At 42.4% G+C, this 24,646-nt stretch carries 26 protein-coding genes, 6 tRNA genes and 1 pseudogene; 19 read left to right on the top strand and 14 right to left on the bottom strand.

Annotated features, from left to right (window positions below):
- A pseudogene (locus D9603_RS21950) lies at positions 1-186 on the bottom strand (hypothetical protein); the annotation flags it as partial.
- A gap of 14 nt (positions 187-200) precedes the next feature.
- Here D9603_RS21950 and D9603_RS07415 point away from each other — a divergent pair.
- Positions 201-821: a dUTP diphosphatase gene (locus D9603_RS07415; protein WP_125251375.1), complete on the top strand. Its 621-nt coding sequence runs from the start codon at positions 201-203 to the stop codon at positions 819-821.
- On the opposite strand, the gene yrfG is transcribed toward D9603_RS07415, so the two are convergent.
- Complete coding sequence (gene yrfG, locus D9603_RS07410) at positions 818-1,474, bottom strand: GMP/IMP nucleotidase (RefSeq protein ID WP_128730827.1); 657 nt, start codon at positions 1,472-1,474, stop codon at positions 818-820. The genes D9603_RS07415 and yrfG overlap by 4 nt on opposite strands.
- A 61-nt stretch (positions 1,475-1,535) precedes the next feature.
- Here yrfG and nudE point away from each other — a divergent pair, with 61 nt between their 5' ends.
- The 5 genes from nudE (at position 1,536) to D9603_RS07385 (ending at position 5,429) form a co-directional block, all read left to right on the top strand.
- Positions 1,536-2,099: an ADP compounds hydrolase NudE gene (gene nudE, locus D9603_RS07405; protein ID WP_125251377.1), complete on the top strand. Its 564-nt coding sequence runs from the start codon at positions 1,536-1,538 to the stop codon at positions 2,097-2,099.
- 1 nt (position 2,100) lies between these two features.
- A complete protein-coding gene (cysQ, locus tag D9603_RS07400; RefSeq protein WP_125251378.1) occupies positions 2,101-2,904 on the top strand; it encodes a 3'(2'),5'-bisphosphate nucleotidase CysQ in 804 nt (267 codons plus the stop codon).
- 237 nt (positions 2,905-3,141) lie between these two features.
- Positions 3,142-3,218, top strand: a tRNA-Met gene (locus D9603_RS07395).
- Between the two features lie 161 nt (positions 3,219-3,379).
- A tRNA-Met gene (locus tag D9603_RS07390) sits at positions 3,380-3,456 on the top strand.
- Positions 3,457-3,836: 380 nt separating this feature from the next.
- Positions 3,837-5,429 (top strand): methyl-accepting chemotaxis protein, encoded by a 1,593-nt coding sequence (locus tag D9603_RS07385; RefSeq protein ID WP_241651615.1) that lies wholly within the window; start codon positions 3,837-3,839, stop codon positions 5,427-5,429.
- 55 nt (positions 5,430-5,484) lie between these two features.
- On the opposite strand, the gene D9603_RS07380 is transcribed toward D9603_RS07385, so the two are convergent.
- Entirely contained in the window at positions 5,485-6,669 is a 1,185-nt protein-coding gene (locus D9603_RS07380) for a dipeptidase (RefSeq protein ID WP_128730826.1), read from the bottom strand.
- Between the two features lie 177 nt (positions 6,670-6,846).
- On the opposite strand from D9603_RS07380, the gene D9603_RS07375 reads away from it, so the two are divergent.
- The 3 genes from D9603_RS07375 (at position 6,847) to D9603_RS07365 (ending at position 9,385) form a co-directional block, all read left to right on the top strand.
- On the top strand, positions 6,847-7,488 hold the full coding sequence (locus tag D9603_RS07375) for a hypothetical protein (RefSeq protein WP_128730825.1): 642 nt from the start codon (positions 6,847-6,849) through the stop codon (positions 7,486-7,488).
- Between the two features lie 114 nt (positions 7,489-7,602).
- Positions 7,603-8,679 (top strand): histidine kinase, encoded by a 1,077-nt coding sequence (locus tag D9603_RS07370; RefSeq protein WP_128730824.1) that lies wholly within the window; start codon positions 7,603-7,605, stop codon positions 8,677-8,679.
- Positions 8,657-9,385 carry a LytTR family DNA-binding domain-containing protein gene (locus D9603_RS07365; RefSeq protein WP_125254225.1) on the top strand — a complete coding sequence of 243 codons (729 nt, stop codon included), beginning with the start codon at positions 8,657-8,659 and terminating at the stop codon, positions 9,383-9,385. The genes D9603_RS07370 and D9603_RS07365 overlap by 23 nt, the downstream gene beginning before the upstream one ends.
- A 3-nt stretch (positions 9,386-9,388) precedes the next feature.
- Here D9603_RS07365 and D9603_RS07360 read toward each other — a convergent pair whose 3' ends face one another.
- The 5 genes from D9603_RS07360 to D9603_RS07345 all read right to left on the bottom strand — a co-directional run bounded on the left by D9603_RS07360 (position 9,389) and on the right by D9603_RS07345 (position 13,577).
- A complete protein-coding gene (locus tag D9603_RS07360) occupies positions 9,389-9,646 on the bottom strand; it encodes a YheU family protein (protein WP_125254224.1) in 258 nt (85 codons plus the stop codon).
- A gap of 4 nt (positions 9,647-9,650) precedes the next feature.
- Positions 9,651-10,634, bottom strand: coding sequence for a hydrolase (locus tag D9603_RS07355; protein ID WP_170178636.1), 984 nt, complete (start codon positions 10,632-10,634; stop codon positions 9,651-9,653).
- Positions 10,635-10,900: 266 nt separating this feature from the next.
- Positions 10,901-11,047, bottom strand: a complete 147-nt coding sequence (locus D9603_RS21815) for a hypothetical protein (protein WP_010374526.1) — start codon at positions 11,045-11,047, stop codon at positions 10,901-10,903.
- Between the two features lie 158 nt (positions 11,048-11,205).
- Positions 11,206-11,655 (bottom strand): TIGR02444 family protein, encoded by a 450-nt coding sequence (locus tag D9603_RS07350; RefSeq protein ID WP_128730822.1) that lies wholly within the window; start codon positions 11,653-11,655, stop codon positions 11,206-11,208.
- Complete coding sequence (locus tag D9603_RS07345) at positions 11,649-13,577, bottom strand: ATP-binding cassette domain-containing protein (protein WP_128730821.1); 1,929 nt, start codon at positions 13,575-13,577, stop codon at positions 11,649-11,651. Before D9603_RS07345 ends, D9603_RS07350 begins: the two co-directional genes overlap by 7 nt.
- Positions 13,578-13,914: 337 nt before the next feature.
- Here D9603_RS07345 and D9603_RS07340 point away from each other — a divergent pair, with 337 nt between their 5' ends.
- Positions 13,915-14,115, top strand: coding sequence for a YheV family putative zinc ribbon protein (locus tag D9603_RS07340; protein WP_128730820.1), 201 nt, complete (start codon positions 13,915-13,917; stop codon positions 14,113-14,115).
- 27 nt (positions 14,116-14,142) lie between these two features.
- On the opposite strand, the gene D9603_RS07335 is transcribed toward D9603_RS07340, so the two are convergent.
- Complete coding sequence (locus tag D9603_RS07335) at positions 14,143-14,355, bottom strand: SlyX family protein (RefSeq protein ID WP_125254219.1); 213 nt, start codon at positions 14,353-14,355, stop codon at positions 14,143-14,145.
- Complete coding sequence (locus tag D9603_RS07330) at positions 14,352-15,365, bottom strand: hypothetical protein (protein ID WP_125254218.1); 1,014 nt, start codon at positions 15,363-15,365, stop codon at positions 14,352-14,354. The genes D9603_RS07335 and D9603_RS07330 overlap by 4 nt, the downstream gene beginning before the upstream one ends.
- Positions 15,366-15,631: 266 nt before the next feature.
- On the opposite strand from D9603_RS07330, the gene fkpA reads away from it, so the two are divergent.
- Positions 15,632-16,387 (top strand): FKBP-type peptidyl-prolyl cis-trans isomerase, encoded by a 756-nt coding sequence (gene fkpA, locus D9603_RS07325; protein ID WP_125254217.1) that lies wholly within the window; start codon positions 15,632-15,634, stop codon positions 16,385-16,387.
- A gap of 99 nt (positions 16,388-16,486) precedes the next feature.
- Here the strand turns inward: fkpA and rsd are convergent, their stop codons facing one another.
- Positions 16,487-16,957 carry a sigma D regulator gene (gene rsd, locus D9603_RS07320; protein ID WP_125254216.1) on the bottom strand — a complete coding sequence of 157 codons (471 nt, stop codon included), beginning with the start codon at positions 16,955-16,957 and terminating at the stop codon, positions 16,487-16,489.
- A 464-nt stretch (positions 16,958-17,421) separates the two neighbouring features.
- On the opposite strand from rsd, the gene hemE reads away from it, so the two are divergent.
- On the top strand, positions 17,422-18,486 hold the full coding sequence (hemE, locus tag D9603_RS07315) for a uroporphyrinogen decarboxylase (protein WP_125254215.1): 1,065 nt from the start codon (positions 17,422-17,424) through the stop codon (positions 18,484-18,486).
- A gap of 155 nt (positions 18,487-18,641) precedes the next feature.
- On the opposite strand, the gene D9603_RS21620 is transcribed toward hemE, so the two are convergent.
- The 3 genes from D9603_RS21620 to D9603_RS07310 form a co-directional block, all read right to left on the bottom strand.
- Complete coding sequence (locus tag D9603_RS21620) at positions 18,642-18,812, bottom strand: hypothetical protein (RefSeq protein WP_161972729.1); 171 nt, start codon at positions 18,810-18,812, stop codon at positions 18,642-18,644.
- A gap of 49 nt (positions 18,813-18,861) precedes the next feature.
- Positions 18,862-19,038 carry a hypothetical protein gene (locus tag D9603_RS21615; protein WP_161972728.1) on the bottom strand — a complete coding sequence of 59 codons (177 nt, stop codon included), beginning with the start codon at positions 19,036-19,038 and terminating at the stop codon, positions 18,862-18,864.
- A 194-nt stretch (positions 19,039-19,232) separates the two neighbouring features.
- Positions 19,233-21,080, bottom strand: a complete 1,848-nt coding sequence (locus D9603_RS07310) for a M1 family metallopeptidase (protein WP_128730819.1) — start codon at positions 21,078-21,080, stop codon at positions 19,233-19,235.
- Between the two features lie 179 nt (positions 21,081-21,259).
- Between D9603_RS07310 and murB the strand changes: the two genes are divergently transcribed.
- From murB to D9603_RS07275, 7 genes are all read left to right on the top strand, one after another.
- Positions 21,260-22,279, top strand: coding sequence for a UDP-N-acetylmuramate dehydrogenase (murB, locus tag D9603_RS07305; RefSeq protein ID WP_128730818.1), 1,020 nt, complete (start codon positions 21,260-21,262; stop codon positions 22,277-22,279).
- A complete protein-coding gene (gene birA / locus D9603_RS07300; RefSeq protein WP_128730817.1) occupies positions 22,266-23,258 on the top strand; it encodes a bifunctional biotin--[acetyl-CoA-carboxylase] ligase/biotin operon repressor BirA in 993 nt (330 codons plus the stop codon). Before murB ends, birA begins: the two co-directional genes overlap by 14 nt.
- Complete coding sequence (locus D9603_RS07295) at positions 23,255-23,947, top strand: type III pantothenate kinase (RefSeq protein WP_125254211.1); 693 nt, start codon at positions 23,255-23,257, stop codon at positions 23,945-23,947. The genes birA and D9603_RS07295 overlap by 4 nt, the downstream gene beginning before the upstream one ends.
- 124 nt (positions 23,948-24,071) lie before the next feature.
- Positions 24,072-24,147, top strand: a tRNA-Thr gene (locus D9603_RS07290).
- A gap of 47 nt (positions 24,148-24,194) precedes the next feature.
- Positions 24,195-24,279 (top strand) — tRNA-Tyr (locus D9603_RS07285).
- A 44-nt stretch (positions 24,280-24,323) separates the two neighbouring features.
- A tRNA-Gly gene (locus D9603_RS07280) sits at positions 24,324-24,398 on the top strand.
- A gap of 13 nt (positions 24,399-24,411) precedes the next feature.
- Positions 24,412-24,487 (top strand) — tRNA-Thr (locus D9603_RS07275).
- Positions 24,488-24,646 lie beyond the last annotated feature (159 nt).

Raw genomic sequence — 24,646 nt, 5'->3', positions numbered from 1 at the left:
TTCAGGGGCGGCTGCAATATTGGTGACCTCAGCAGCGCTAAGAAAAGCTGAAAAAGCCAAGGTGAAAAAGAAAATAAGTTGACGCATAAAAGTTCCTGAGGTTTGCAATTGAATTCGACTCAGAAGACCTAAGTTATGGCGAAAATCTTTCACTACGGTATGATATCGTCCGTAATTGATTTCCATGAAGAGAGAGCACAATGTCTGCTAACATCACTAAGCTTGTGGTAATGCTAGAAATGCAACATGCCATGAATACCAAAGTACACCAACAGTGGTTTGAACAAGGGTTTGAATGGTACCGTGCAATTTGGGTTGAGTGTGCAGAAATGCTAGATCATTACGGCTGGAAATGGTGGAAGAAACAAACGCCAGATACAGAACAAGTAATTTTAGAGTTGGTTGATATTTTTCACTTTGGCTTGTCTTTGCGTATTGATGGTGAAACTGCATTTGAGCAACTTGCATCGCAGCTAGAGCAAGAGCTGGCAAAGCCAATTAAGGCGGGAGACTTCAAGGAGACACTTGAGCTACTAGCAAGTGCCGCAGTAACAAAGCGTGAGTTTGATGCGCACGCGTTTGCCGGTTGTATGCAGCAAATTGGGATGTCTATTGATGACCTATACCGCGGATATGTCGGTAAAAACACCCTTAACTTCTTCCGCCAAGACCATGGTTATAAAGATGGTTCATATATTAAAGTATGGAATGGCAAAGAAGATAACGAGCACTTAGTTGAAGTAGTAAAAAGCCTAGACACCGCACATCCAGACTTTAAAACACAAGTGTATGATGGCTTAAAAGCCCGTTACCCTGCTTAATAGATAGGTAGCAAAGTGCGATAGTCAGAGACTGAGAGGTATTCTTTGATCTCTCGATCTGGTTGCTGACTATCTGGATTGGCCACCGCGAGTAAGTGGCCAATGCCAAACTTTTTAGCGGCATTTAGCACGCTAATGCTATCGTCGACAAATAAAGTTCGAGACTTATCAAAGCCTAAGTCTTGCTCTACTTGATGCCATAACTCCTGACTTTCTTTACTTACACCGTACTCATGGGTGGACACTAACTTGTCTAGGTATTGATCAAACTGAGTGCGTTCAATCTTGAGACTTAAACTATTTGGGTGTGCGTTGGTTAACAAAATAAGCTGTTTGCCACTTTTTCTTAGTGCGTCTAAGAATTCAGGTACATCATCACGAACGGATATTAAATGTTGCACTTCACGTTTGAGTTCCATGATGGGGAGTTGGAGCTGCTCTTGCCAATAATCTAGACAATACCACTCAATTTGACCCATCACGGCTTCATAGCGTGCAAGAATATCAGCTCTGGCAGCCTCTAACGTGAGTCCTTGACGTTTGGCATGTGCTTTAGGCACAACGTCGAGAAAAAAATGATTATCAAAATGGAGGTCCAGCAATGTGCCATCCATATCTAACAACACGGTATCGATATTTGACCAATTTAGCATAGGCATTTAACTTCAAAGGCTTTATGATTAGATTATTGGTCATGATAGCAAATAATAATTTATGTCACACAAAAAGCACCCAACACCACCTGAAATTTTAGCATGCGATGTCGTTGCAAAAAGTAAACTATTTACAGTAGAAGCCCTTTCTTTATCATTTTCTAATGGTGAGCAGCGCGAATATGAAAGAGTTCGTGGTGGTGGCCGAGGTGCGGTAATGATAGTGCCAATAACAGCTGAGAATGAGCTATTATTAGTAAGAGAGTATTGTGCAGGAACACACGACTATCAGTTAGGTTTTCCCAAAGGTTTGATTGACCCTGGTGAAACTCCCATTGAGGCTGGAAACCGGGAACTAAAAGAAGAGGTTGGCTTTGGCGCAAATGCTTTTTCTGATCTCAAAGTCGTTTCTCTAGCTCCAAGCTACTTCAATGCTAAGATGCACATCCTGGTCGCCAGTGAGCTATATCCAGAACAGTTGGAAGGTGATGAACCTGAGCCTTTGGTAGTTGTGAAGTGGCCATTGGACAAGTTGGGGGAGTTGCTACATCAAGAGGACTTTACTGAAGCAAGAAGTGTTGCTGCACTATTGTTACTGAAAGCACACTTGAACTTGGAGGCGTAAATTGCAGTCGTTTTTAGAGCCTTGTATTACGCTAGCACAACGTGCTGGTGAAGCTATTATGTCAATTTATCAGGCAGATGATATTGGTAAAAAAGAGAAGTCGGATCACACTCCGGTTACCGCCGCAGACCTTGCTTCCAATGAAGTGCTCATGGCGGGGCTTGCTAAAATTGCGCCTGATATTCCAGTCATGTCAGAAGAAACCCCCATTCCTCCTCTACACGAACGTCAACACTGGCAGCGATATTGGTTACTCGACCCCATGGATGGAACTGGGGAATTTATTCTTGAAAGTGGAGACTTTGCGGTCAATATCGCTTTGATTGAGGATAACCACCCCGTGTTAGGTGTTATTTATTGGCCGTCACAAGGAGTGACCTATTATGCTAGCAAAGACAATGGAGCTTTTAAGCGTAAAGATGGTGGTGATAGCGAGCGTATTTTCGTTTCACCTAGAGAAACCCTCACTCTCGCGGTTAGTCGTAGGCAAAAGCTCGAAGCCGTAAGCCAGTATTTAAATAGCCAGTTTGATACGGTCGCGCTGGGTTCGTGTTCGTTAAAAGCCTGCATTATTGCAGAAGGTAAGGCTGATTGCTTTTTGCGTGTCGGGCCTACAGGTGAATGGGACACGGGTGCATCACAGGTGATTATTGAAGAAGCGGGAGGGTGCATTACTGATTCTGAGTTCAATCCGCTTACATATAACCAACGAGAAACGACAGAAAACCCAGATTTTATCGTGATGGGGCATCCTGATTGGCAATGGCAAAAATTGATCAGTCCGCATAATAGGATCGTAGACTAGTTAGGTGTCAGCGCCATGTTTGTAGGAATTTTGCGCACTTAAAAGCTTTTATGCGCTAAATCCCTTGCAATAAAATTTTAATCCATTATTATGGCGACCTCTTCAAAAGGAATTCCTTTTAAAGAATATACAGGCGCGGGATGGAGCAGAATGATAAATCATTCGTCGGACTCGCTAAACCTGAAAGAGCCGAAGGTCGTCGGTACCCGACGATAATAAGTTCTAAAAATATACAGGCGCGGGATGGAGCAGCCTGGTAGCTCGTCGGGCTCATAACCCGAAGGTCGTCGGTTCAAATCCGGCTCCCGCAACCAATATTTTTTGGCTGTATTAGTCTCTTGTACAAAGACTTAAAAATAAGTACAAATTCAGGCGCGGGATGGAGCAGAATGATAAATCATTCGTCGGACTCGCTAAACCTGAAAGAGCCGAAGGTCGTCGGTACCCGATGATAATAAGTTCTAAAAAATACAGGCGCGGGATGGAGCAGCCTGGTAGCTCGTCGGGCTCATAACCCGAAGGTCGTCGGTTCAAATCCGGCTCCCGCAACCAATACTTTAGAATCTAATCGTTCAAGATTATGTTCTAAACATATTCAGTTCATATCCAATAAAACCTCCAACTTACTCTCAATCAAATACAAGATATCCTCTGTAATTCTGCTTGGTTATTTTTTGATAAATCGATACTCATGAACATCATCCTGTCTTATACCAATTATCTTAATCATCCGAAGCTCAGGTCATTTAGTTGTTCTAAATAAGAAATCTTTAACGCAGTTAGCATCAGATTTACTCCTTCAAATTGAGCAAGTACTAAGGTTAATTTGGTATTAGTAATACTTCTCTTATCTTGCCACTAGACAATGAATTATTTGTCTATAAATCTCCATATAGTCTAGGCTTTAACTATCTGTTTTTGTAAGGCTGTTGATGATGAATTTACATAGTATTAGAGTTAAAAGCTCATTGCCTACCGTGATGCTGGCGATCCTGCTGCTATTTGTATTTTTTGGTCTAACAACATTATTGAGTAAGGTGCAATCTGCACTTGAAGTACAAACTGAAAACTACTTGCGTGCTGTGTCTGTCGTACTCAACGCTGACCGTGACTTCTACCAAGCTCAAGAGGCATATTTGATGTTACTCGCAGGGGAAGACAGACGAGATGACTTTGAAGAAAACGCACAACAAGTAAAACAGCGCTATCAAAAGTATATTCAATTTATGCAGCTTCACCGTAGCGAATTAAACGCATTTTCTACGTTCGATACAAAATTTCAAAACTGGTACCGAGTGACATCTTCGAGTATCACAGCGCCCGAAGACAGCGCATTGCGGCTAGAGTCTGCGAAATTATTCAGTGCAGTTAGAGGGTTACTTGATGAGGCCGGAGAGTTTGCTGATGCAAAGTCTGCTGCTAGTCGAGCACAAGTTATTTCCGAGGTGACACAACTCAAGTGGAGCTTGGGTGTGGGGGCATTCCTATTACTCTCCATTGCATGTTGGATAGCCTACTGGATCCCAAAGCAGTTAGCCAACCAAATTAATTTTGTTTCAGACAGAATCGCCGAGATCGCTTCTGGTGATGGTGATTTGACAGGTAGGATAGAGACCAAAGGTAACGATGAATTTGCAAAGCTGTCTCGCAACTTCAATCATTTTCTTGCAAGTTTACAAGCCATGGTGACCGCTGTAGTCACAGGCGGGAGTGAATTATCCAAGCTATCATCAAAACTAAGTAAATATGCGACTCAAAGCCACGATTTAGTTGATTCACTTGGTAATGCTTCGCACGCTATATTAGGTGCCATTCACCAGCTAAGTCATACTAGTGAAGAGGTTTCACACGTAGCTGAAAACTCTCTCAAAGAAGCTGAATCCTCACACCGCTATGCTGCACAAGGTAAAACGGTTCTAACCGACTCAAAGCAAAAAATAATGCAGCTTGCAGATAATATGCAGGCTGCATTAGCAAGCTCTATGGCGTTACAAAAAAATTCAGAAAATATTACTCAAGTGCTTGATGTTATTCGAGGAATTGCCGAGCAAACTAATTTGTTGGCACTCAACGCAGCTATTGAAGCGGCGAGGGCTGGCGAGCAAGGTCGTGGTTTTGCAGTTGTTGCTGATGAGGTAAGGTCACTAGCCACTCGAACACAAGACAGTACTAATGATATTCAAAAGATGTTAGAAGCATTTTCACATAGTGTTGAAGATTCACAGAAGACGATTGAAGATGGTAAAGAGTATGTGGATGTTGCTGTGGAAAGCTTTGCTAAGGCGACAGAGTTATTAGAGTTAATAGCGCAAAGTGCGGTAAAAGTAACGGAACTATCAGAGCAAACGGCTCATGCAACACAGCAACAAAACTGCGTATCGACTGAAATTAGCAGCAATCTAACAGACTTAAATGAGAAGACATTGGATGGCGAACGACTATCTGGAGAAACGCACCAAATTTCCGATGATGTATTGCGAGTAACTTGTAAATTAGTGGAAGAGTTATCTCAATTTAAAGTTTAAAGTTTAAAGTTAGTTTATAAGGTGTGCTAAGTAGCACACCTTATAAATGCTGTGGTTATCTCGTAAACTTGCTTGCGTAAGCTTCAGCTTGTTTCCATACGCGCAAGGTGTTACCGCCTAAAATCTTTTTGATATCAGAATCGCTGTAACCTCTATCCAAAAGGCCTTGTACAAGATTTGGGTAGGTAGATACATCTTTCAGACCAACTGGTAGTGAGTCTCCCACACCATCGTAATCAGAACCGATCCCGACGTGCTCGATACCAATTAACTTCACAACATGGTCGATGTGGTCGAGTACTTGGTCAAGGGTTGCAAACGGAAATGGATTTTTAGCTCTAAACGCAGCTCTAAAGTCAGTCGTGTCTTTACCTTTAGCTGCTTCTTGTGCTTTTTCTCGCTTATCATACCAAGCGCCAGCTTTTGCTGTTACAAAGCTTGAGCCAAAGTTTATTTGGATAACGCCACCATTTTTGGCCAAGGCTTTAAGCATGTCGTCATCCATGTTGCGTTCAAAGCCCGGCGTGTATTTACGAAGAGATGAGTGTGAAGCAACGACGGGCACTTTTGAAATTTCCATTACCTGATAAAACGCGTCATCGGAAATATGTGATACGTCAATAAGCATCCCAATCTTATTCATTTCAACAACAAGCTCTTTGCCAAATGGGCTCAAGCCTTTCCACTTGCGGCGAATATCATAAGAAGAGTCAGAAATATGATTACTCTGAGAGTGAGCTAACGTGATGTAGCGAACACCGCGGTCATAAAAATGCTTTAGGTTTTTCATCTCACCTTCAATCGGTGAGCCATTTTCCATTCCCATCGCGATAGACATAATACCGTTGCTAAACTGTTGGTATATATCATCGGTATTATATGCCATTGCAAATTTGTCTGGCGCGCGATGTGCTAATGCTTCCATACCATCAATCAGTTGGTTGGCGAGCTGATAGCTTTTTCCCTTACCTTCAAATTCTAAATTAGCAGGAATGTAAATAGACATAAATGGCGCGTTTAGACCACCTTTTACCGCACGAGGATAATCAAAGTCACCGCCTTCGGTCGCTTGGCTAACGTCATCCCACTTATTTTTAATACGATATGGAACGTCGATGTGTGTATCAATTAGGATGTTATCGTGAGCGAGCTTAACTGCGCGTTCAGAGGCCTGATATTCAGTTGCATAAGCTGAAGAGACAGCCAGCGCTAACGCGCCAAGTGCAATGCCGAGCTTCATAGTATTGCCTTTCCTTTATAGTTATAGAAATCTGATTGTAACAAGTATACGTTCATCCTCAATATTTTACGTTTATCACTTTCTTTTACCGCTCGTCATTATCTACAACTCGAGTGCAGCGGATCTCGTTATTATTTTTTCCAGACAAAACAAGTAATGAAAATAAAGGAAAGAAAAATGAGAGCGTCACTACAAAAGAAAACACAAGCTATGTTATCACTTGCTTTATTGTTGGCTGGAGCGACTGTGCAAGCCAACACGTTTGAGGAAAATATCAATGTTGAAGCGTCAAATGTGATGGCGGGCGGCTTTGGTATCGATGCAATCTATATAGATGTAGACAATGCAGTGGCTGACTTTGGTGTGGGACTTAATTACCGTAAGGCCATTGATATTACGCCAACAAAGTCCAGCTATGTAGATACTGCGACTGCGTATTTTCGGGTAGATTACCGCATTGCTTCAAAAGAGCAGAACACGGTTGAGCAGAAAGAAATGGAATTTGGCTTGAATTTAACCTTTTCTGACTCGTTGCAAATATTTGCTGAAGTTGGTGTGCTATATGACAGCTTAGAGCTTTCTGGCCACGCTTCAACTACACAATATGATACATCAGCCTTGGGCATGCGTCTTAATTATTTAGGTGACTTTACAATTGTACCAGCTATCGAATACAGAAATAGCGATCTAACAAGTGACTTTGGATACTCTATTACGTTTGAGAAAAAGGTCTCTGAGGGCGGGATCAAGCCAAGTTATGGTTATAAGCAAATTGGTGATGAGAAGAGTGTATTTGTTAACTTACTTTATCGTTTTTAATTCCATAAAAGGTTAACAAGTTGGCCTCTTTGAGACAAGTTTTGCGGTACTATTTATTAATTTTCAGTATGATGGCCTCCAACCAGATAAAAGATAAAAAAGAGGAGGCCACCGATGCGTACATATTGGAAGTGTCAGATTTTTGTGTTCTTAGCAATGATCTCAACCAACATGTTTACTGCAATATTAATGTTTGATCTCGGTGATGAAAGATTATTTCTACTATTCCTTCGCACGATATTAGGTGCACTTAGTTTTATATTAATTAGTCACTTTGTACTTCGTAATTTTGCGAAACGCTGGGCAGTATATCGAGGTAAAGCGAGAGCGAACCTCCTTACATTGATGCTGATATCACTCATATGTGCTCCTTTGCATTTTGCGCTCGGCGTCAAACTTGTGAAGCAGGTTGTTACAATAGAAAGTACGGAAGAAGTGTCTAGTCTAAGAATTCAAGACAACGATGAGGCGCTCGGAGGGGAAACAGTAAAAACCAGTGACTTGGCGACACTAATATTTTACATCGGCTACTTTTGGCTTTGGTCAGGTTGCTATTTGGGGATTGTTACAAGGCGGGAAAAGAGAGTGTTAGCAAAGCAACTTCAAGAACAACAGTTAGCCAATTTGATGAATCAGGTAAACCCTCACTTCCTTTTCAATTCCTTGAATACGATCCGAGCGTTGATTTATCAAGATAAAGACAAGGCCGCAGAAGTGGTAACTCAGCTCTCAGAGCTATTTCGCTACAACTTAATGCAGGATATGCGCGCACTGGTCACCTTAAAAGAAGAGTGGAAAGTATGTGAGGATTTTCTTGGTATAGAACAAGTGCGACTAGGTAAGCGCTTATCGGTTACAACTCAGGGACTAGAGAGCTTTTACAATATTCATATCCCCAGTATGTCGCTGTTTACTTTGTTAGAAAATGCGGTGAAACACGGTATTGCACATCTGCCAAAAGGGGGAGAAATTGCAATTCAGGTGGTTAGAAAAGCGCAAAATATTCACATCTCAATGACTAACCCGTATGATGCCACTCGTGTTCAAACCGGCACCCAGCAGGGGCTAAAGAACATTCAAGCACGTTTAGCCTTGATGTATAACAAGAGTGCAAAGTTAACAGTCAATGATGGAGGTGGGCTTTTCCAGGCCACATTGGAGATCCCGTATGAATCAAAAAACAACAATTAATGTGATGCTGGTTGACGATGAGCCGTTAGCAAGGGTGGAATTGAATCGCTTGCTAAAAGCTCACCCGCAAGTGAAAGTCGTTGCTGAAGCCGAAAACATTATGGACGCGGCACAATTACTAGAGCTACATACGATAGATGCCTTATTTTTAGATATTGAAATGCCTGGCGGCACAGGCATTGAGTTGGCGCAGCAACTGCAAGGCGAAATACCTATAGTGTTTTGTACTGCGTATAACGAGTTTGCTGTCGACGCTTTTTCTCTCAATGCAGTTGATTACTTATTGAAACCAGTGGTGGCTAATCGACTGCAAACCGCACTCGACAAGCTTCAGGCTTTGACCGACCAAAGCGAGTCTGCTGCTCTTGAGGATGAGTTTAAACTGATGGTAAAGATCGCAGATAAAATGAAGATTATTCAGCTTGGTGATATTACACGTTTTGAGAGTATTGGTAATCACGCTGCTATTTACACCGCTCAGGGTAAAGCTTACCTTCACAGCTCGTTATCTAAAATTGAAAGTAGGCTCAATCCTAACCAGTATTTCCGCGCAAGTCGTAGTGATATTATTCGCTTGGACGCCATTGAAGAGTTAGAAGAAACGATTAACTATGGTTTACAAGCACAGCTTACCTATGGTGGTGAAGTTGAAATCTCTCGTCGCCAAGCGGTTAAGCTTAAAAAGCAGATGAGTTTGGCGCTATAGCGCCTACTCTATGCTTTGATACTCGTAATCTTCCTGGGCCTGCATGGCTTGAAACTGCTGCTTACTCACAATATTTACCGATTCGTGTAGCTCAGAGAAAACGATAAGTGCATCGCCTGATTGCAGCTGTGCTTTTACTTGTGCAACTTTGCTTTCGGTACTGACCTCAATATCCCCATAATCAGTACCTTCACGTAGTACATAGTGTTCAATGAGATTATCTAAGGTTTCAGCTGGAATTTGCTGATATGGAATGAGCATACTACTAAGCCTTACAATTAAATTGACGTAAATATTGTGGGATCACACTTTCTAACCAAAATTGGGGTTTGAGGGGGTTCTTTCCCGAGATAAACCCTACGTGTCCACCTTGCTGACTCACAGCGAGTGTCACAGCAGAATTAACCTGTGCGAATGTCGGAACCGCTTGAGCAGAAAGCATGGGATCATCTTCTGCGTGGATTATTAGAGTTGGCGTTGTAATGTCACTTAAATAAGGTTGTGCACTCGCTTGGGCATAATAATCTTCAGCGCCCGCAAAGCCATGCAATGGGGCGGTTATTTTATCGTCAAACTGCCAAAGGTCATTAATGTTACGTAGCGCCTCTTTGTCAATATTTATTTGAGATTGAATGACATCGAGTTTGCGGGAGAAGGATTTTTTCATTCGATCTAGTAAATATTTTTGATAGAGCTTAAAGCAGCTCTTTCGGATCACTTGGCAAGAAGAAGATAGATGATAAGGAGCTGAAACTGCGACTCCGGCTTCTAGGCCGCTGTGTGTTTTGCTTTCACCTAAGTATTTTGCCAGCACGTTACCACCAAGTGAAAAGCCTACAGCAAAGAGTGGGCGTTTGGGAAAGCGTGCTTTTAATGTACTGATAAAGTAACCAAGATCTGAAGTTTCACCACTATGATAGGCTCTAGGTTGACGGTTTGCTTCCCGTGAACAATTACGAAAGTGCATTAAAACGGCATCGAAACCCGTGCTTACGAGTGATTTCAGTAGTCCCTTGGCATAAAAGCTATTTATATTTCCCTCGAGACCATGTAAAACCACCACCAGTGGCGCGTTTCTATCTCCATGCTTGGCCCATGCTAGTTCTAGAAAGTCATCATCAGGCGTTTCTAGCGTTTCATAGTTTACTGGTACATGTAATCTAGGCCTAAAAAAGCGTGGCAAGATGGTTTGGGCATGGCGATTGCGCATCCACCAAGCAGGCTTGAAAGTTAAGTCACTCGTTGTCATGGTTTTCATGGCTTGATTCTTTATAGAAAGTACGTTGGCTTTTGACTATAAGTGGTAAATTAAGGATTTTATCCACGTTTCAAAACAAGTTTTCAGCAGTTTAACGTATATTTCTACAGGGGTTAAGCAAATAAAAAGCACCCGACCAGTAAACTGATAAGGTGCTTTGTGCGTCGTGCTTAATTCTTATAGTTGGGGAACTACACAGAGCCGATTTTGTACTACTTATTCTGCAATCGTCTCTAGGTAATACTTTTAAATCTGTTTTATTGTTCGTTAGGTACTTCAGCATCCATGACTTTTTTGATGAAGAAATAGACGTAATAACAGCACAGCAAAATTACAATTCCTAAAAAGCCAAAAGACAGAAACAACACCGGGTCGGAAAAAAAGTCTCTAAAGAATACGTTCATGGCTGTGCCTCCTAATTTGTCGATGAGTAAATAGTAGTGGAGGCATGAGGGGCTTGATATGATCAAGATCAAGTTTCAACCCCAAGCAAAACTAAACTAAGTGAAAGGCTTGATCTCGATCAGTTTTTGCGCGCTGAATAGGTTACGAGCGCACAGCTTCAATCATTGACTGGAGCAAATAATGCTGTGTACTCATTGTCACTGAGGTAATGTCTAAGATTACTGCCTTGTTGTAAGGGATAAAGGTGGCTGTGTTGCAGCACCTCAAGCAACAAAGCTTGCTGACGCTTCTCCAGTTCCAGCTCCGCAGTCAACATGGCAGCTCTGAGTTGCTGATAGTCTTCATAGTGATGATGTTGTGCTTTAAGGAGGCTGCGAATGCGGCGTTGTGGTTGGAGTATGATTTCGTCAAAGTGCTTGCACGTCTCAATGAGTGTTGAGACAGCTTCAGGCTCAACTGTCAGTGCCAATTTATCTAGATAACAAAGCAGCAAGCACAAGTTGATATTTTTGCTTCCATTATCCTGTAAAGCCAATAGCCGCGCCTGCATTTCAGGACGGCTATAAAATTCACAGGAAAATAGCCAAAAGTCTTGCCGACTTAACATATTTCTCCTGTTGCATCGAAGTGATTTTGCTTTTCTTCCAACTCCTCCAGCGCCATTAGTAGCGCTTCTTCGGTGTCATTGAGTTCTGGTGTCACGGTAGCTTGTTTTGCTAATAGTTCGCTTAATTTAGCCTTATTTTCATCGGTATATAAATTGTTGTCAGCGAGTGCGGTTTCAATTTCATCAGCCTGTTCGGTGAGCTTATCTAGCTGCTTTTCTAGCTTTTCAATCGACTTTTTAAGAGGTTGAGTAGCTTTTCTAAACTCTGCCTCAAGGCGTTTTTGCTCTTTTCTATTCGCATTGGAATGCTGTTTTGGTTCAGCCTCTGTGGTGGCTGACTTGGCTTGCTCTTTATTGGCATTCATCAGCCATTGATAATAAGCCTCTAAGTCATAACCAAACTGTGAAACGCTACCATTATCAACGAGATAATATTCGTCAGCAGTGTTTTTTAGCATATGACGATCGTGAGAAACCGTGACCATTGCCCCTTCAAAACCCTGTAATGCCATCACTAACGCATGTCGCATTTCTAAATCTAAGTGGTTGGTTGGCTCATCGAGTAGCAGTAGGTTTGGTTTTTGGTAGACCAGCATTGCCAGTACCAGCCTAGCTTTTTCACCACCTGAAAATGGCGCAACAGGCTCAAGTGCTTTATCACCGTGAAAGGCAAAACCACCCAAGAAGTCCCGAATGATTTGTTCTGGTGCTTTTGGGTCTAGCCGTTGGATATGAGTGACGGCACTGGCTTCAAGGTCTAGAGACTCCAGCTGATGCTGAGCAAAATAGCCGACATTTAGTCCTTGGTGCTGAAATACTTCACCTGCTTGTGGGGTTAAGTCGCCAGCAAGTAACTTAATGAGTGTCGATTTACCAGCGCCGTTACGGCCAAGTAAGGCGATTCGACTTCCTGGGACTAGATTAAGCTTTATGTCATGCAAAATGGTAATATCACCGTAACCTGCTTTAGCTTTCTCTAATGTCATTAGTGGGTTCGGTAAGCTAGTTGGCTCTGCAAATTCAAAATTAAAGGGTGAGTCGGCATGAGCTGGTGCAAGCATTTCCATGCGTTCTAGGGCTTTTACACGACTTTGTGCTTGTTTCGCTTTACTGGCTTTGGCTTTAAAGCGAGTAATAAACTTTTCTAGGTGCGCGATAGTTTCTTGCTGCTTCTCAAAAAGCGCTTGATGTTGTGCCATACGTTCGGCTTTTTGGCGCTCAAACTGAGAGTAGTGGCCCTTGTATACGTTGATTTTTTGCTGATCAATATGCCAAATCTCACCAACAACAGCGTCTAAGAACTCGCGGTCATGAGAAATGAGTACCAGAGTACCTTGATAGCCACGCAAAAAGCGCTCTAGCCAGTATACCGCATCTAAATCTAGGTGGTTGGTAGGTTCATCCAACAGCAATAAATCGGCATCGCGGATCAAGGCTTGTGCAAGGTTTAAACGCATTCGCCACCCACCAGAGAAGTCACTGACGGCAAATCCAATCTGCGCATTGCTAAAACCTAGGCCGTGAAGTAATTCTCCCGCTTTAGCTTCGATACTATAGCCTTTGATATTTTCTAGTTGTTGGTGAGCCTTTGCTTGGCCTTCACCATCGCCATCCTGTTCAGCTTGTTGTAGTTGTGTTCTAAGAGCGTAGTATTCAGGATGCCCTTGCAATACATATTCAAGTGCGCTGATAGACAGTGCCGGAGTTTCTTGTTTTACCGATGCAATAGACCAGTCTTTTGGAATGCTAAAATCACCAGAATCGAGTTGCAACTCGCCTTTTAGTAGTGCAAAAAGAGAAGATTTACCACACCCATTGGCGCCTACTAGGCCAGCTTTATGTTGGGGGTAAAGTGTCGCATTTGCCTGTTTGAGTAGTGTTTTACTACCACGAAGTAGCTCGATATCAGTGAGTTGAATCATAATTCTAAAAGTCTGTTTAAACTGTGTGCATGATAACACGGATCGGTTCGTTGACTTCAAGCGTATCAACACAAATAAAATTAGGATAAAATAACGGCTAATTGGTACCAATTGGTCTTGATACTTGCTCAGTTTGAAAGCGTAGATGAAACGCTAACGGCGCTAAGATTTATTATTTGGAACATCTAAATAAGAAATTTTTGTCAAGCTTGTATGGAGTAGGCAATTGGGCGTTAGCTGGATGCGGTAACGATGTTATCGACAAGGTTTTCTCGCTTCAAGATTGAAAGCTTAATTAAGTGAATTGGTATAACTCGGTATTCCTAGAGGTGTAGAGTTGAAAGTGAAAAAGCGCTTTATTGCGGGGGCATCATGTCCTAAATGCCAAAAGCTAGATGTCATGATGCTTTACAAAGAGCATGATGTGGAAAAGGTGGAATGTGTTGAGTGTGGTCATATCATGACACAACCAAAGGATGCGGTGCAGGCCTCCACACGCCAATTTGAGCAAGTCATTGGCGTGTTTACACCGGAGTAATCATTACTCCGGTCAGCATTGCTTTCATTAGTAATGCGGTGGCGGCGGCTCTTGGTGTTGCGGCATCAATCCAGGGTCTCTTCCTTCCTTCATTTTTTCAGCCAGCAATTCTATTTGCCTTTGCATTTTTGCAAGGCGTTGTTGGTGCGCCTTCAATTCTTCGTTTAATGTTTCTATAGTATCTTCTTGAAAGGCAAGCTTAGCCTCAAGCTCGGTAATTCGATTGTCGATTTCATTCATGGCTTTTCTACCTGCGCAAATTTTTCCAGCAGGCCGCTGGAGCTTTCAGTTAACAGTGCAGAGTCATTTTCTTGAAAGGCAACGTCAAACACGACCGCTGACTTCGGACGACTTCCTTCTCGTGGCTGCACGCGCCAAGTTTGTATGCGTTCACCATCGCTTACTCGCCATAAAGCCAGCTCGCGATTGGGGGAACCAGTTGCTAATAAAGACGCGTCTTGATTGAAGCGTACTGCACTGAAAATTTTCTGGCGAGCAATATACTGTAATTGTGCTTTAAGATCACCAGAAGTTAGTTGCCAAATACTGGCTTTTTTCATGCTGTCAGCTGTAAACGCAAAGCGCCCTTGTTCGTCTAGCGCAACTTTCGTGACTCGACTCGGATGATTAAAGCGATGAATGACTTGCCCTGTTCTGGTATCCCAAAAATAAGCTGCATAATCATTTCCTCCAGTTAACGCAAAGTGTCCGTTTGGGGACATGGCAATAGAGTTAATATTTTCTTGATGACCAAGGAACTCTATACGCCTACCGCTTTCTAAGTCGAGGTGGACAACAACGTTATCGCTACGAGCGTAGAGCACGTATCTGCCTGCATTGCTAATTGCGATGTCTCTGATGGTGCCTGATTCAATCTCGAAATATCCTAGGTTTTGGCCGTTCTCAAGGCTCCAAACAGCAAAGGTATTATCATTGGCTGTAACGGCAGTGGAGTTATCATTTGCCAGTGCAAGTGAGTGGATAAGGTCATCACTGGCATTAGAGTGACGCCATTGATATTTAAGGCCTTGCTCTTGATTATCCCAAAGTACGGCCCCATGCTCTATGGAGGAAACTAGGCTATAGTTGCCATCGGCAGAAAGTGCCGCTGAAAATGCGCCTCTGCTGGCGTGTTCAATGGTCAAAATAGACTTTGATATATCGGGGCCACAGCCCACTAATGCGCTAACGCCTAGCATAATTAAGCTAGCAAGGAGACTTTTCCACTTGATGTTGACGAGTTTGACCATAAATGGGGTAAATCCTCCTTAACTCCAAAGTCTACAACAGGTAAACTAAAGGCATTAAAAACAAGATATTATTTTGATACTAGCGTATTAAAAGCGTAATGTCGTTACGTAATAATGGCAAGCAAATGGATATTGGCATTCTTATTATAGAATGGTAATGTGGCTAGCACCTTTTCTTATTAATATAAAATTAACAATGACACCGAATATCAAGCTCTGTTGTGTGAGCATCAGCCTTGGTAGTAGGAAATGTCGGAGAGTGTAGAATGAAACAGACAATTAAACTGTCACTCGTTGCCGCTTCAGTATTAGCACTGGTAGCATGTAACAAACAAGCAGAAGAACAAAAACCAGTTGAAGTAAAGCTGGACACTGAATTACAACAGCAAGCGTACGGAATAGGTGCTTCTGTAGGTAACTTTTTACAAAAAGATCTAGCAGATAAAAAAGAGTTAGGCGTTGAGCTTGACCAAGAGTTATTAATGCGTGGTTTTAAAGACGCATTAGCTGGTGAAGCAAAGTTAGACGAAGCAAAGATCCGTGAAGTACTTACTGCACTTGATTCTTCAGTTCGTGAAAAGCAAGCTGCAAAAGCTGAAGCTGACGCTGAAAAGAATAAAGCAGAAGGTGAAAAGTACCTAGCTGAAAACGCGAAGAAAGAAGGCGTAAGCGTTACTGAGTCTGGTCTTCAGTATGAAGTGTTAAGTGAAGGTGAAGGTGCAAAGCCAGTTGCAACAGACATGGTTAAAGTACATTATAAAGGTACTTTGCTAGATGGTTCTGAATTTGATAGCTCGTATGCACGTAATGAACCTGCAAGCTTCCGTTTAAATCAAGTTATTGCTGGTTGGACTGAAGGTCTTCAGCTAATGACTGTAGGTTCAAAGTATAAATTTACTATTCCTTCAGAGCTTGCCTATGGCACGCGTGACCTTGGTAAGATCCCTGCTAATTCAACATTGGTATTTGAAGTTGAATTGTTAGATATCGAAGGCGAAGCTGAAGAGAAAGCAGCGGAGTAATAGAGGTACGTATTAATCTCTAAAGATCAATACGTACAATCAAAAAAGGTGAGTACTCTATGGCTCACCTTTTTTGTTGTTAGGACACCCGCACTTTAATTATTCAGTATGATTAGAATAAAGATTATCAATTAGCTCGTCTTCCAATTGGAAGCGTAGCTCTAATGTCTCACCTAATACAGACAAGTCATTATCAAACTCTGCAAGATCATGAGTTTCTTGATTTATCTCTGCGTATTTATCGTTGAAATCAAGCGCTGTGTCAGTTGTTTCTGTGATCCTTGGATACAGCGACTGTGCAAGCTTGGCACTTTCAGGTCCTTTCTCCTGACAAGCTTCGACGATGTTGTCATAAATCTCAAAGTGACCAGCTGAGAGGTAATCCATTAAAATTTGGCAGAATGATTGAATATCAACCTGCTCTGGCAGTGCTTTACCATTTCGTGTTGGTGAGCATCCTGCGACTTTATAATATAAAACCAATAGTTCCTGACGCTCTGCTAACCATGCATCAATTACACTATGGCTACCTCCCCATTTTTGTTGGGCTTGTTCTAACTGCGAAAGCATAGTGACTCTCCTTTAGCGGGTTACCTACCTCTATGGAAAGGGAAAGCGCACAAAAGGTCAACCAATTTTTTCTGAAAAAGCCGAAAAAGATCAAAAGATTATTGGTGTAATAATAGGGAATGTTAACAAATTCATGGAGATAAAAATAAAAAACCACCAAAGGAATTCTTTGGTGGTTCAAAATAGCAGTTTAGCTTGTTGCGTAATATTGTTATTTTTATAGTGAAGGTGTTTTGTTGTTATTTTTGTAACGCCATATTTTTATACCAATCTTTTAATCGTGTTGCAATCAGTTTAATTGTATGTTTATAGATTAATTTGTTAAGCACATGAATTTGTTCCTAATAAAGTATGCCTTAATCTAGATCATAGACCCAGATTCTTGGGGATAGTTTAGATAGTGCCCATGTGTACTTAGTGATACAATCGGCATAATTGATTTTTAGTATTGGAACTGAGACGCTATGAGCGAATTAAAAAACGATCGTTATTTACGAGCGCTATTAAAACAACCAGTTGACGTCACACCAGTATGGATGATGCGTCAAGCTGGTCGTTATCTGCCAGAGTATCGTGCGACAAGAGCACAAGCTGGTGATTTCATGAGCCTTTGTAAGAATGCAGAGTTAGCTTGTGAAGTAACGCTCCAGCCACTTCGTCGTTATCCACTGGATGCGGCAATTTTGTTCAGCGATATTTTGACAATTCCAGATGCAATGGGACTAGGGCTTTACTTTGAAACTGGCGAAGGTCCTAAATTTGAGCGTCCAATCCAATCACTAGATGATGTTAAAAAGCTACCTAAATTAGACCCAACAGACGAGCTTGGCTATGTAATGAATGCGGTGAGCACAATTCGTCGTGAGCTTAAAGGTGAGGTACCACTTATTGGTTTCTCAGGGTCTCCTTGGACGCTAGCGACGTATATGATCGAAGGTGGTAGCAGTAAAACCTTTGGTAAGATTAAGAAAATGGCCTTTGCTGAGCCACAAACATTACACCTACTACTGGATAAAGTCGCTGACTCAGTTATTGACTACCTTAATGCCCAAGTGAAAGCTGGTGCGCAATCGCTAATGATTTTCGACTCTTGGGGTGGGGTGCTAAGCCCACGTGATTACAAAGAGTTCTCACTACAATATATGCACAAGATTGTAGACGGTCTTATTCGTGAAAATGACGGTCGGAAAGTACCTGTGACATTATTTACGAAGAACGGCGGTCAATGGATTGAAGCTATTGCAGCGACAGGCTGTGACGCGGTTGGTCTTGATTGGACAATTGATATTGCTGATGCGAAGCGTCGTGTCGGTGACAAAGTCGCGTTACAAGGCAATATGGATCCGTCAATGCTACATGGAACACACGACCGTATTCGTGAAGAGGTGCAGCATATTCTAGCGGGCTTTGGTGAAGGTAACGGTCACGTATTTAACCTAGGCCATGGCATTACACCTGATGTTGACCCAGAAAACGCGGGCGTGTTTATTAATGCTGTACACGAGTTTAGTCGTCAGTACCACAAATAAGTTAGACCAATCACAGTCAGTGTAGGCGAGCTAACTTTAGGTTTATAAAACTTTCCTTGTCTCTAAATCCAGAGGCAAGGAAAGTTTTTCTCACTTCAGCATAGACCAGTTAATAAAGATAATTGGTATAAAACATCAGTGATTGGTTTTCTCAGTTATTTACTCACAGTAGGTTGAGCGCCATCGGAACCACCACCTTGTGGTTTAATCGTCATCTGGACATACTGAGCTCTAGGTTGAGCACCATCACCGCCATTGCCACCACCAGAAACTTGCTTGAGCATTGTTGGCTTAAGGTTGAGGATGTTTCTCTTCTTTAATTTCATATTGTTTTCCTTTTTATATAAATATATGAACAGACAAAATATGGTGTGATTAGCGACTTGGCTGATCGCCATCACCAGTAGAACCAAAAGGGTTTAGGTGTGAGTCAGGGTTGTGTACTTTCACTCTGGATGGTTGATCACCATCACCTACGGTACCGCTACCGCCATAAACCTGTTTTAACTGCAATGTGAGGATGTTTTTTAACTTTTTCTTTTTTAATTGCATTGTCATTTCCTTAACCTTGTACCTGTATTGGTTTCAATACGTTAACTCAATTGAATTTTGATAGCAATAAGCTTTGTGTTAAAAAATGAACAATAGCAAGGCGGCGCAAAGAACGATTATGTGGTGGTTAACTTATTGATTTAAAAGAAAGGCAGTCATATAGAAGGAGACTGCCTGTATTGGAAGTATGGGTGTTACTTAAATAAAGCGTCGATAGTGCCCTGAGCAAGTGGGTGGTACCCAGGTCGTGCTTGCTGGTAGACACGATAAGCCCAGTCACGCTTGCCATTGTTAATGAGTGATTTGTATAAATTCACGATAAGCTTGCGACGACCGATACTTACCAGATGCTTTTCAAGATCTGGGTAAATAGCCTGATAGCCGTTACCTACTGCTAGCATGTACCACGCAAACGCGCGTTCTGCATTGGTCGATTGTGTTAGCTGAAATGCTTTGTCCAATGCTTCCATGCGTTCGATGGCAAGATCTCTTGGTAAGTTATTAATAAAGTGCAGCCATTCATGTACCGTCCAAGCATCGGTTGGTAGGTCTGCAAGTGTTTTTTCATCTTTTAGCCAAGCTTGAGTGAGCGCATCCACTTTTTCGAAAGCATCAGAAGTAGGATTTGGGGCGTCGCTTGGTAAACCTGGCTCATAGATCCATTCTTTGGCTTTTTCTAAGCTCACGATACCAGGATATTGCTGTAGCAAGTTTTTGTCTAAGTAAGCAACAAACTCATCGGTAGTCAGAGATTTAAAAGAGAAGGTGTTAAAGTAGGTTTTAACAAACTTGTCGAACCTGTCACGACCAAACTTTTCCTCAAGATAGATAAGGAATAGTTGCCCTTTTGTGTAAGGTACTGAGCTAAACGCATCGTCAGGATCGCGACCATTAAGCTCCAAATTCATGCGTGTATCAGGAGCCGCGATGGTTTTTAGTTGAGCGCGTAGGCTCGCCGTATCCAGCGCCTGCTCCATCACCGCACGGTCACGACCAAACACTTCTTCCATAATGCGGTTTTCAACGTAAGAGGTGAACCCTTCGTTTAGCCATAAGTCCTCCCATGTCGCATTGGTGACTAAGTTGCCAGACCAAGAATGTGCTAACTCGTGTGCGATTAGGTTTACTAAGCTTTTGTCGCCGGCCACAACGGTTGGTGTGATAAATGATAGGCGCGGATTTTCCATACCACCAAATGGGAAGCTAGGTGGCAACATGAGCAGGTCATATCTACCCCAAGCGTATTCACCGTACATGGCATTGGTTTTGTCGATCATCGCTTGCGTATCGTTAAATTCTGCGACCGAGGCATCAAGAATTTGTGGCTCTGCAAAAATTGCAGTTTGGTGTGACATTTCTTTATATTCAAGATTACCTGCACCAATAGCGATCAAATAGGGTGGTATTGCTTGCGGCATATCAAACCAATAATCGCCATCTTTGATAAATGCGCCAGTATTATCTGCACTCATTACCGCGCGTACATCTTTAGGTGTTTGCACTCGAGCTGAATAAGTGACGCGCATTGCTGGCGTATCTTGCACGGGGATCCAACTACGAGCATGAATAGCTTGAGACTGGCTATACATAAATGGGTGAGACTTACTTGCGGTTTGCTGCGGTGTTAACCACTGCAAGCCAGATGCAACAGGCAAACTGTTGTAGTAAATACGCGCTTTCTTAGCTTGCTCTTTAAAGTGAATAGTTAACTTTGCACCTTTCACATCATCGCGCTTGGCGAGATCAAACTTGGCGGTATGCCAGTTGCCACTTTTGCCTTGATACATCACTTTGTCGATTTCGAGATCGCGTGTATCGAGTACTAACGTTGTAGCCTGACTGTTTTGCCAGTCTAGTGTATGTTCAACAAACCCCTCTAGTTGCTTATCATCAAAATCAACATCGAGGTCTAAATGCAGGTGAGTGGTGATGACGTCGTTAAGATTGGCATAAGTGTGCTCGTCAACAGCTGCATTTACATTAGCAGTGTGGACAAGGCCAGCCATGGCAAGACTGAGTGTCAGTGCAGAAAGTTTAGTCATAATGCTGCTCTTATAAAATAATATTCCCAATTAGAATGGCTAACATAACTAATTTCTTACTATTTAAACAGCATAAGCCGATAGGTAACGTAAAATGCTGGGCAAGATGACATTAATGCGCAAGTCAGGGCAATGCGCTACACTAGCGTCAGTTTAGTTTATATCAACAAGGTGCTGCAGTGATTAGTTTGCAGTCTTATCACACATTTTCACTACCATCAGGTTGTGAATCACTTATTGTTATTGAAGACCCAAAGGAGCTCGTTCAGCTCAACTATGACCAAGCTTTCTTTTTACTTGGAGAAGGCAGTAATACGATTTTTCTTGAAGATTATGCTGGTGTGGTGATTAAGCTTGCGACCTCAGGTGTCAATATTGAGGCTCGGGATGACCACTACTTAATTCGTGCGGCTGCTGGTGAGAATTGGCACCAATTGGTATTAACGCTACTCGAACAAGGTATTGGCGGCCTAGAAAATCTTGCTTTGATCCCCGGCACGGTTGGTGCTGCACCGGTACAAAATATCGGCGCCTATGGTGTCGAAGTATCACACTATATCACTGCGGTTAAGGGCTTTGACATCACTCAAGGACACTTTACGACACTGAGCAGTACGGAGTGTCAATTTGGCTATCGAGATTCGGTGTTTAAGCATCGTTTAAAAGACAAGTTTATTATTACCGAAGTCACGTTTGCATTGCCCATATGTTGGCAGCCAAAGTTAAGTTATGGCCCTTTGCAAAACCTCAGTGGTGCTACAACTGCAAAAGATGTGTGTGATGCAGTAATTGCAATACGAAACAGTAAGCTTCCCGATCCTTATAAGCTTGCTAATGCTGGGAGCTTTTTTAAAAACCCGATTGTTGATAAGGCGTTTGCTGTGCAATTGCAATCTATGTTTCCAGACATGCCTGTATTTAAAGTAGATGAAAATAATGTAAAGCTCGCAGCTGGCTGGTTGATTGACAAGGCCGGCCTCAAAGGATGCCAGCGTGGCACTATCCGTGTATACGAGCAGCAAGCGCTAGTATTGGTACATGAAGGTGGCAGTAGTGGGGCGGATCTGAAGCAGCTAGTTAGCCACATTCAAAGAACCGTTTGGCAAAAGTTTGCGGTAAAGCTGGAACATGAAGTGCGACTTATCGCAAAGCAGGGGGAGTGTCAGTTGCAAAGTGTGGAATGTCATGAAAACATCTGATCATAAAAAGCAAACAATTTTAGCGGCACTAAATCAAGGCACATTTATCTCTGGACAGGAGTTAGGTGAGCAGCTTGGGATCAGTCGTGCAGCTATCGCCAAACATATTACAGCACTGCAAGACATGGGAGTGGACATCTTTCGGGTTAATGGTCGGGGGTATAAACTCAATTACAGTTTGCCACTGATCAATCAAAATAAGTTAAATAGCCTTTGGCAGCAACAGTTTCATACGGATTGCCCCATTGAGTATCATGCGATTGTTGATTCTACCAATAGCGAATTAATGCGACGTCTACAAAGTGACCTTAATATGGCTTCTGGTCATGTGTTGGTAGCTGAAATGCAGCAAGCCGGAAGAGGGCGCAGAGGTCGAACATGGCAATCACCATTTGGTGCAAACCTTTATTATAGCTACTACTGGATGTTTGATGCTGGTATGCAAGCGGCAATGGGATTATCTATTGCTGTTGGCTTAGCTGTTTATGACGCATTGAAGGTATTGTATGGGATTAATGTCGAACTAAAATGGCCAAATGACATTTATCTAAACCAACACAAACTAGCGGGTATCTTGGTAGAACTTGAAGGGCAAGTTGAAGGTCCTTGTCATTTGGTAATAGGAATAGGACTGAATATCTGTATGCCAGAATCAGCATCTAAGCATATTGATCAAGCGTGGACAGATCTGCAAACACACATAGGCTCAATTGATAAAAATCAGCTTGCGGTGCAGCTAACTCATTCTTTATCTGAGCGCCTCGTGCAGTATAAAGAGTCAGGACTTAAGGAAATGGTTTCCCAGTGGAACAGGTTAAATGCTTTCAAAGGTGAGCTTGTAACACTAAGTACAGGTCAAAGACAGTGGTGCGGTATTTGCGAAGGTATTGACGCACAGGGCGGAATACTGTTGAGACAAGATGGTGAATTAAAAGCTTTTTATGGTGGCGAAGTTTCGCTAAGAAAGGTGACATCGTGAAACTGCTAATTGATGTGGGAAACACCGCTGTAAAATATGCGGTTGCTGATGAAGACAACATTCGCGTAGTAAAAGAGAATGATATTGAATGGCATAAAATAACATCCATTATTTGTTCACAGGTAGGTAAAGGAACAAATTTACAAGCAATTAATAGCCGAGCTGCTGAGTTTGCAATTCCGCTAGAGCAGGCTTATGTATCTTCAGCACGGGCTGGTGTTACCTGTGCATACCCTGCATTTCAGAACTTGGGAATTGATCGCTGGCTGACTGTACTTGCAGCTCATGCGCTTTATCCAACACAAGATGTAATTGTAATTGACTCAGGTACTGCGACCACTGTAGATGTCGTTACCGCACAGGGACAGCATCTAGGTGGTTGGATTGTACCTGGTCTCGATTTGATGACTACAAGTATCACCGCCCGAGCAGAACGCGTTTTTTGTGATGATAACACGCCTTTTTTAGCTGAATTTGCGAAAAATACACCAGAGGCAGTTAAAAATGGAGCATTAGCGGCAACGATTGGCTTAGTTCAGAGCGCAAAGCTGCAATTAGATAACAAGTCTGCGTTGGTTTTATGCACCGGGGGTTATGGAAAATTGATAAAGCAGCATGTGGATCTTGCTGTTTTTGATGACCTGTTAGTATTCAAAGGGCTCTTGGTTTGGTGGAAAAACCCACAATAATTCTAAAAATGTCATGGTTTTGGCTTAAATGTGAGCACTTGAACAATAAATTTAAACTTTTTTGCATATTCCTGTTGCATCAAGTCAGCGGTTGCTCTAATATCTCGCCCCGTACTAAAGCAGTGCCGACTTAGCTCAGTTGGTAGAGCAACTGACTTGTAATCAGTAGGTCATCCGTTCGACTCGGATAGTCGGCACCATCTTTTTACCCTATTTTATAGGATGCTTTAGGAAAGAATTTTTACGTGGAGGGGTTCCCGAGCGGCCAAAGGGATCAGACTGTAAATCTGACGGCTCTGCCTTCGCTGGTTCGAATCCAGCTCCCTCCACCACTTTATTCTTGACGGTTAGAGGTAGTTAAGAACAGGTTCCTAAAGCGGGCATCGTATAATGGCTATTACCTCAGCCTTCCAAGCTGATGATGCGGGTTCGATTCCCGCTGCCCGCTCCAGTTCGTCTGGCGTGCTGATATAGCTCAGTTGGTAGAGCGCACCCTTGGTAAGGGTGAGGTCGGCAGTTCAAATCTGCCTATCAGCACCAGTCTCCGAAGAATCTTCTCAAATACTTCCTTTGAATTGTCGAAAAAATATTTATAATAGACTGAATAATTCTAGTCCACATTCGTCGTGGATTATTTTTATATGTAATCTAGATACACAAAACTTATAGGTTTCGTCATGGCAAAAGAAAAGTTTGAAC

It is taken from the genome of Pseudoalteromonas sp. PS5 (assembly GCF_004103255.1).
In the GTDB taxonomy this organism is placed as follows: Bacteria; Pseudomonadota; Gammaproteobacteria; order Enterobacterales; family Alteromonadaceae; genus Pseudoalteromonas; species Pseudoalteromonas peptidolytica.
Note: the sequence above shows the minus strand (reverse complement) of the source record. Positions and strands in the feature narration are given on the sequence as shown.

Excerpts from the sequence above, each read along its gene's own strand:
- D9603_RS07365 (WP_125254225.1), top strand. The coding sequence starts at position 8,657 with ATGAATCAAAAAACAACAATTAATGTGATGCTGGTTGACGATGAGCCG.
- D9603_RS07335 (WP_125254219.1), bottom strand. The coding sequence starts at position 14,355 with ATGAATGAAATCGACAATCGAATTACCGAGCTTGAGGCTAAGCTTGCC.
- hemE (WP_125254215.1), top strand. The coding sequence starts at position 17,422 with ATGAGCGAATTAAAAAACGATCGTTATTTACGAGCGCTATTAAAACAA.
- D9603_RS07360 (WP_125254224.1), bottom strand. The coding sequence starts at position 9,646 with ATGCTCATTCCATATCAGCAAATTCCAGCTGAAACCTTAGATAATCTC.
- nudE (WP_125251377.1), top strand. The coding sequence starts at position 1,536 with ATGTCACACAAAAAGCACCCAACACCACCTGAAATTTTAGCATGCGAT.
- D9603_RS21620 (WP_161972729.1), bottom strand. The coding sequence starts at position 18,812 with ATGAAATTAAAGAAGAGAAACATCCTCAACCTTAAGCCAACAATGCTC.
- D9603_RS07355 (WP_170178636.1), bottom strand. The coding sequence starts at position 10,634 with ATGACAACGAGTGACTTAACTTTCAAGCCTGCTTGGTGGATGCGCAAT.
- D9603_RS07370 (WP_128730824.1), top strand. The coding sequence starts at position 7,603 with ATGCGTACATATTGGAAGTGTCAGATTTTTGTGTTCTTAGCAATGATC.
- D9603_RS07310 (WP_128730819.1), bottom strand. The coding sequence starts at position 21,080 with ATGACTAAACTTTCTGCACTGACACTCAGTCTTGCCATGGCTGGCCTT.
- fkpA (WP_125254217.1), top strand. The coding sequence starts at position 15,632 with ATGAAACAGACAATTAAACTGTCACTCGTTGCCGCTTCAGTATTAGCA.
- birA (WP_128730817.1), top strand. The coding sequence starts at position 22,266 with ATGAAAACATCTGATCATAAAAAGCAAACAATTTTAGCGGCACTAAAT.
- D9603_RS07330 (WP_125254218.1), bottom strand. The coding sequence starts at position 15,365 with ATGGTCAAACTCGTCAACATCAAGTGGAAAAGTCTCCTTGCTAGCTTA.
- D9603_RS07385 (WP_241651615.1), top strand. The coding sequence starts at position 3,837 with ATGATGAATTTACATAGTATTAGAGTTAAAAGCTCATTGCCTACCGTG.
- D9603_RS21615 (WP_161972728.1), bottom strand. The coding sequence starts at position 19,038 with ATGCAATTAAAAAAGAAAAAGTTAAAAAACATCCTCACATTGCAGTTA.
- yrfG (WP_128730827.1), bottom strand. The coding sequence starts at position 1,474 with ATGCTAAATTGGTCAAATATCGATACCGTGTTGTTAGATATGGATGGC.
- D9603_RS07375 (WP_128730825.1), top strand. The coding sequence starts at position 6,847 with ATGAGAGCGTCACTACAAAAGAAAACACAAGCTATGTTATCACTTGCT.
- D9603_RS07415 (WP_125251375.1), top strand. The coding sequence starts at position 201 with ATGTCTGCTAACATCACTAAGCTTGTGGTAATGCTAGAAATGCAACAT.
- D9603_RS07345 (WP_128730821.1), bottom strand. The coding sequence starts at position 13,577 with ATGATTCAACTCACTGATATCGAGCTACTTCGTGGTAGTAAAACACTA.
- rsd (WP_125254216.1), bottom strand. The coding sequence starts at position 16,957 with ATGCTTTCGCAGTTAGAACAAGCCCAACAAAAATGGGGAGGTAGCCAT.
- D9603_RS07380 (WP_128730826.1), bottom strand. The coding sequence starts at position 6,669 with ATGAAGCTCGGCATTGCACTTGGCGCGTTAGCGCTGGCTGTCTCTTCA.
- D9603_RS07350 (WP_128730822.1), bottom strand. The coding sequence starts at position 11,655 with ATGTTAAGTCGGCAAGACTTTTGGCTATTTTCCTGTGAATTTTATAGC.
- D9603_RS21815 (WP_010374526.1), bottom strand. The coding sequence starts at position 11,047 with ATGAACGTATTCTTTAGAGACTTTTTTTCCGACCCGGTGTTGTTTCTG.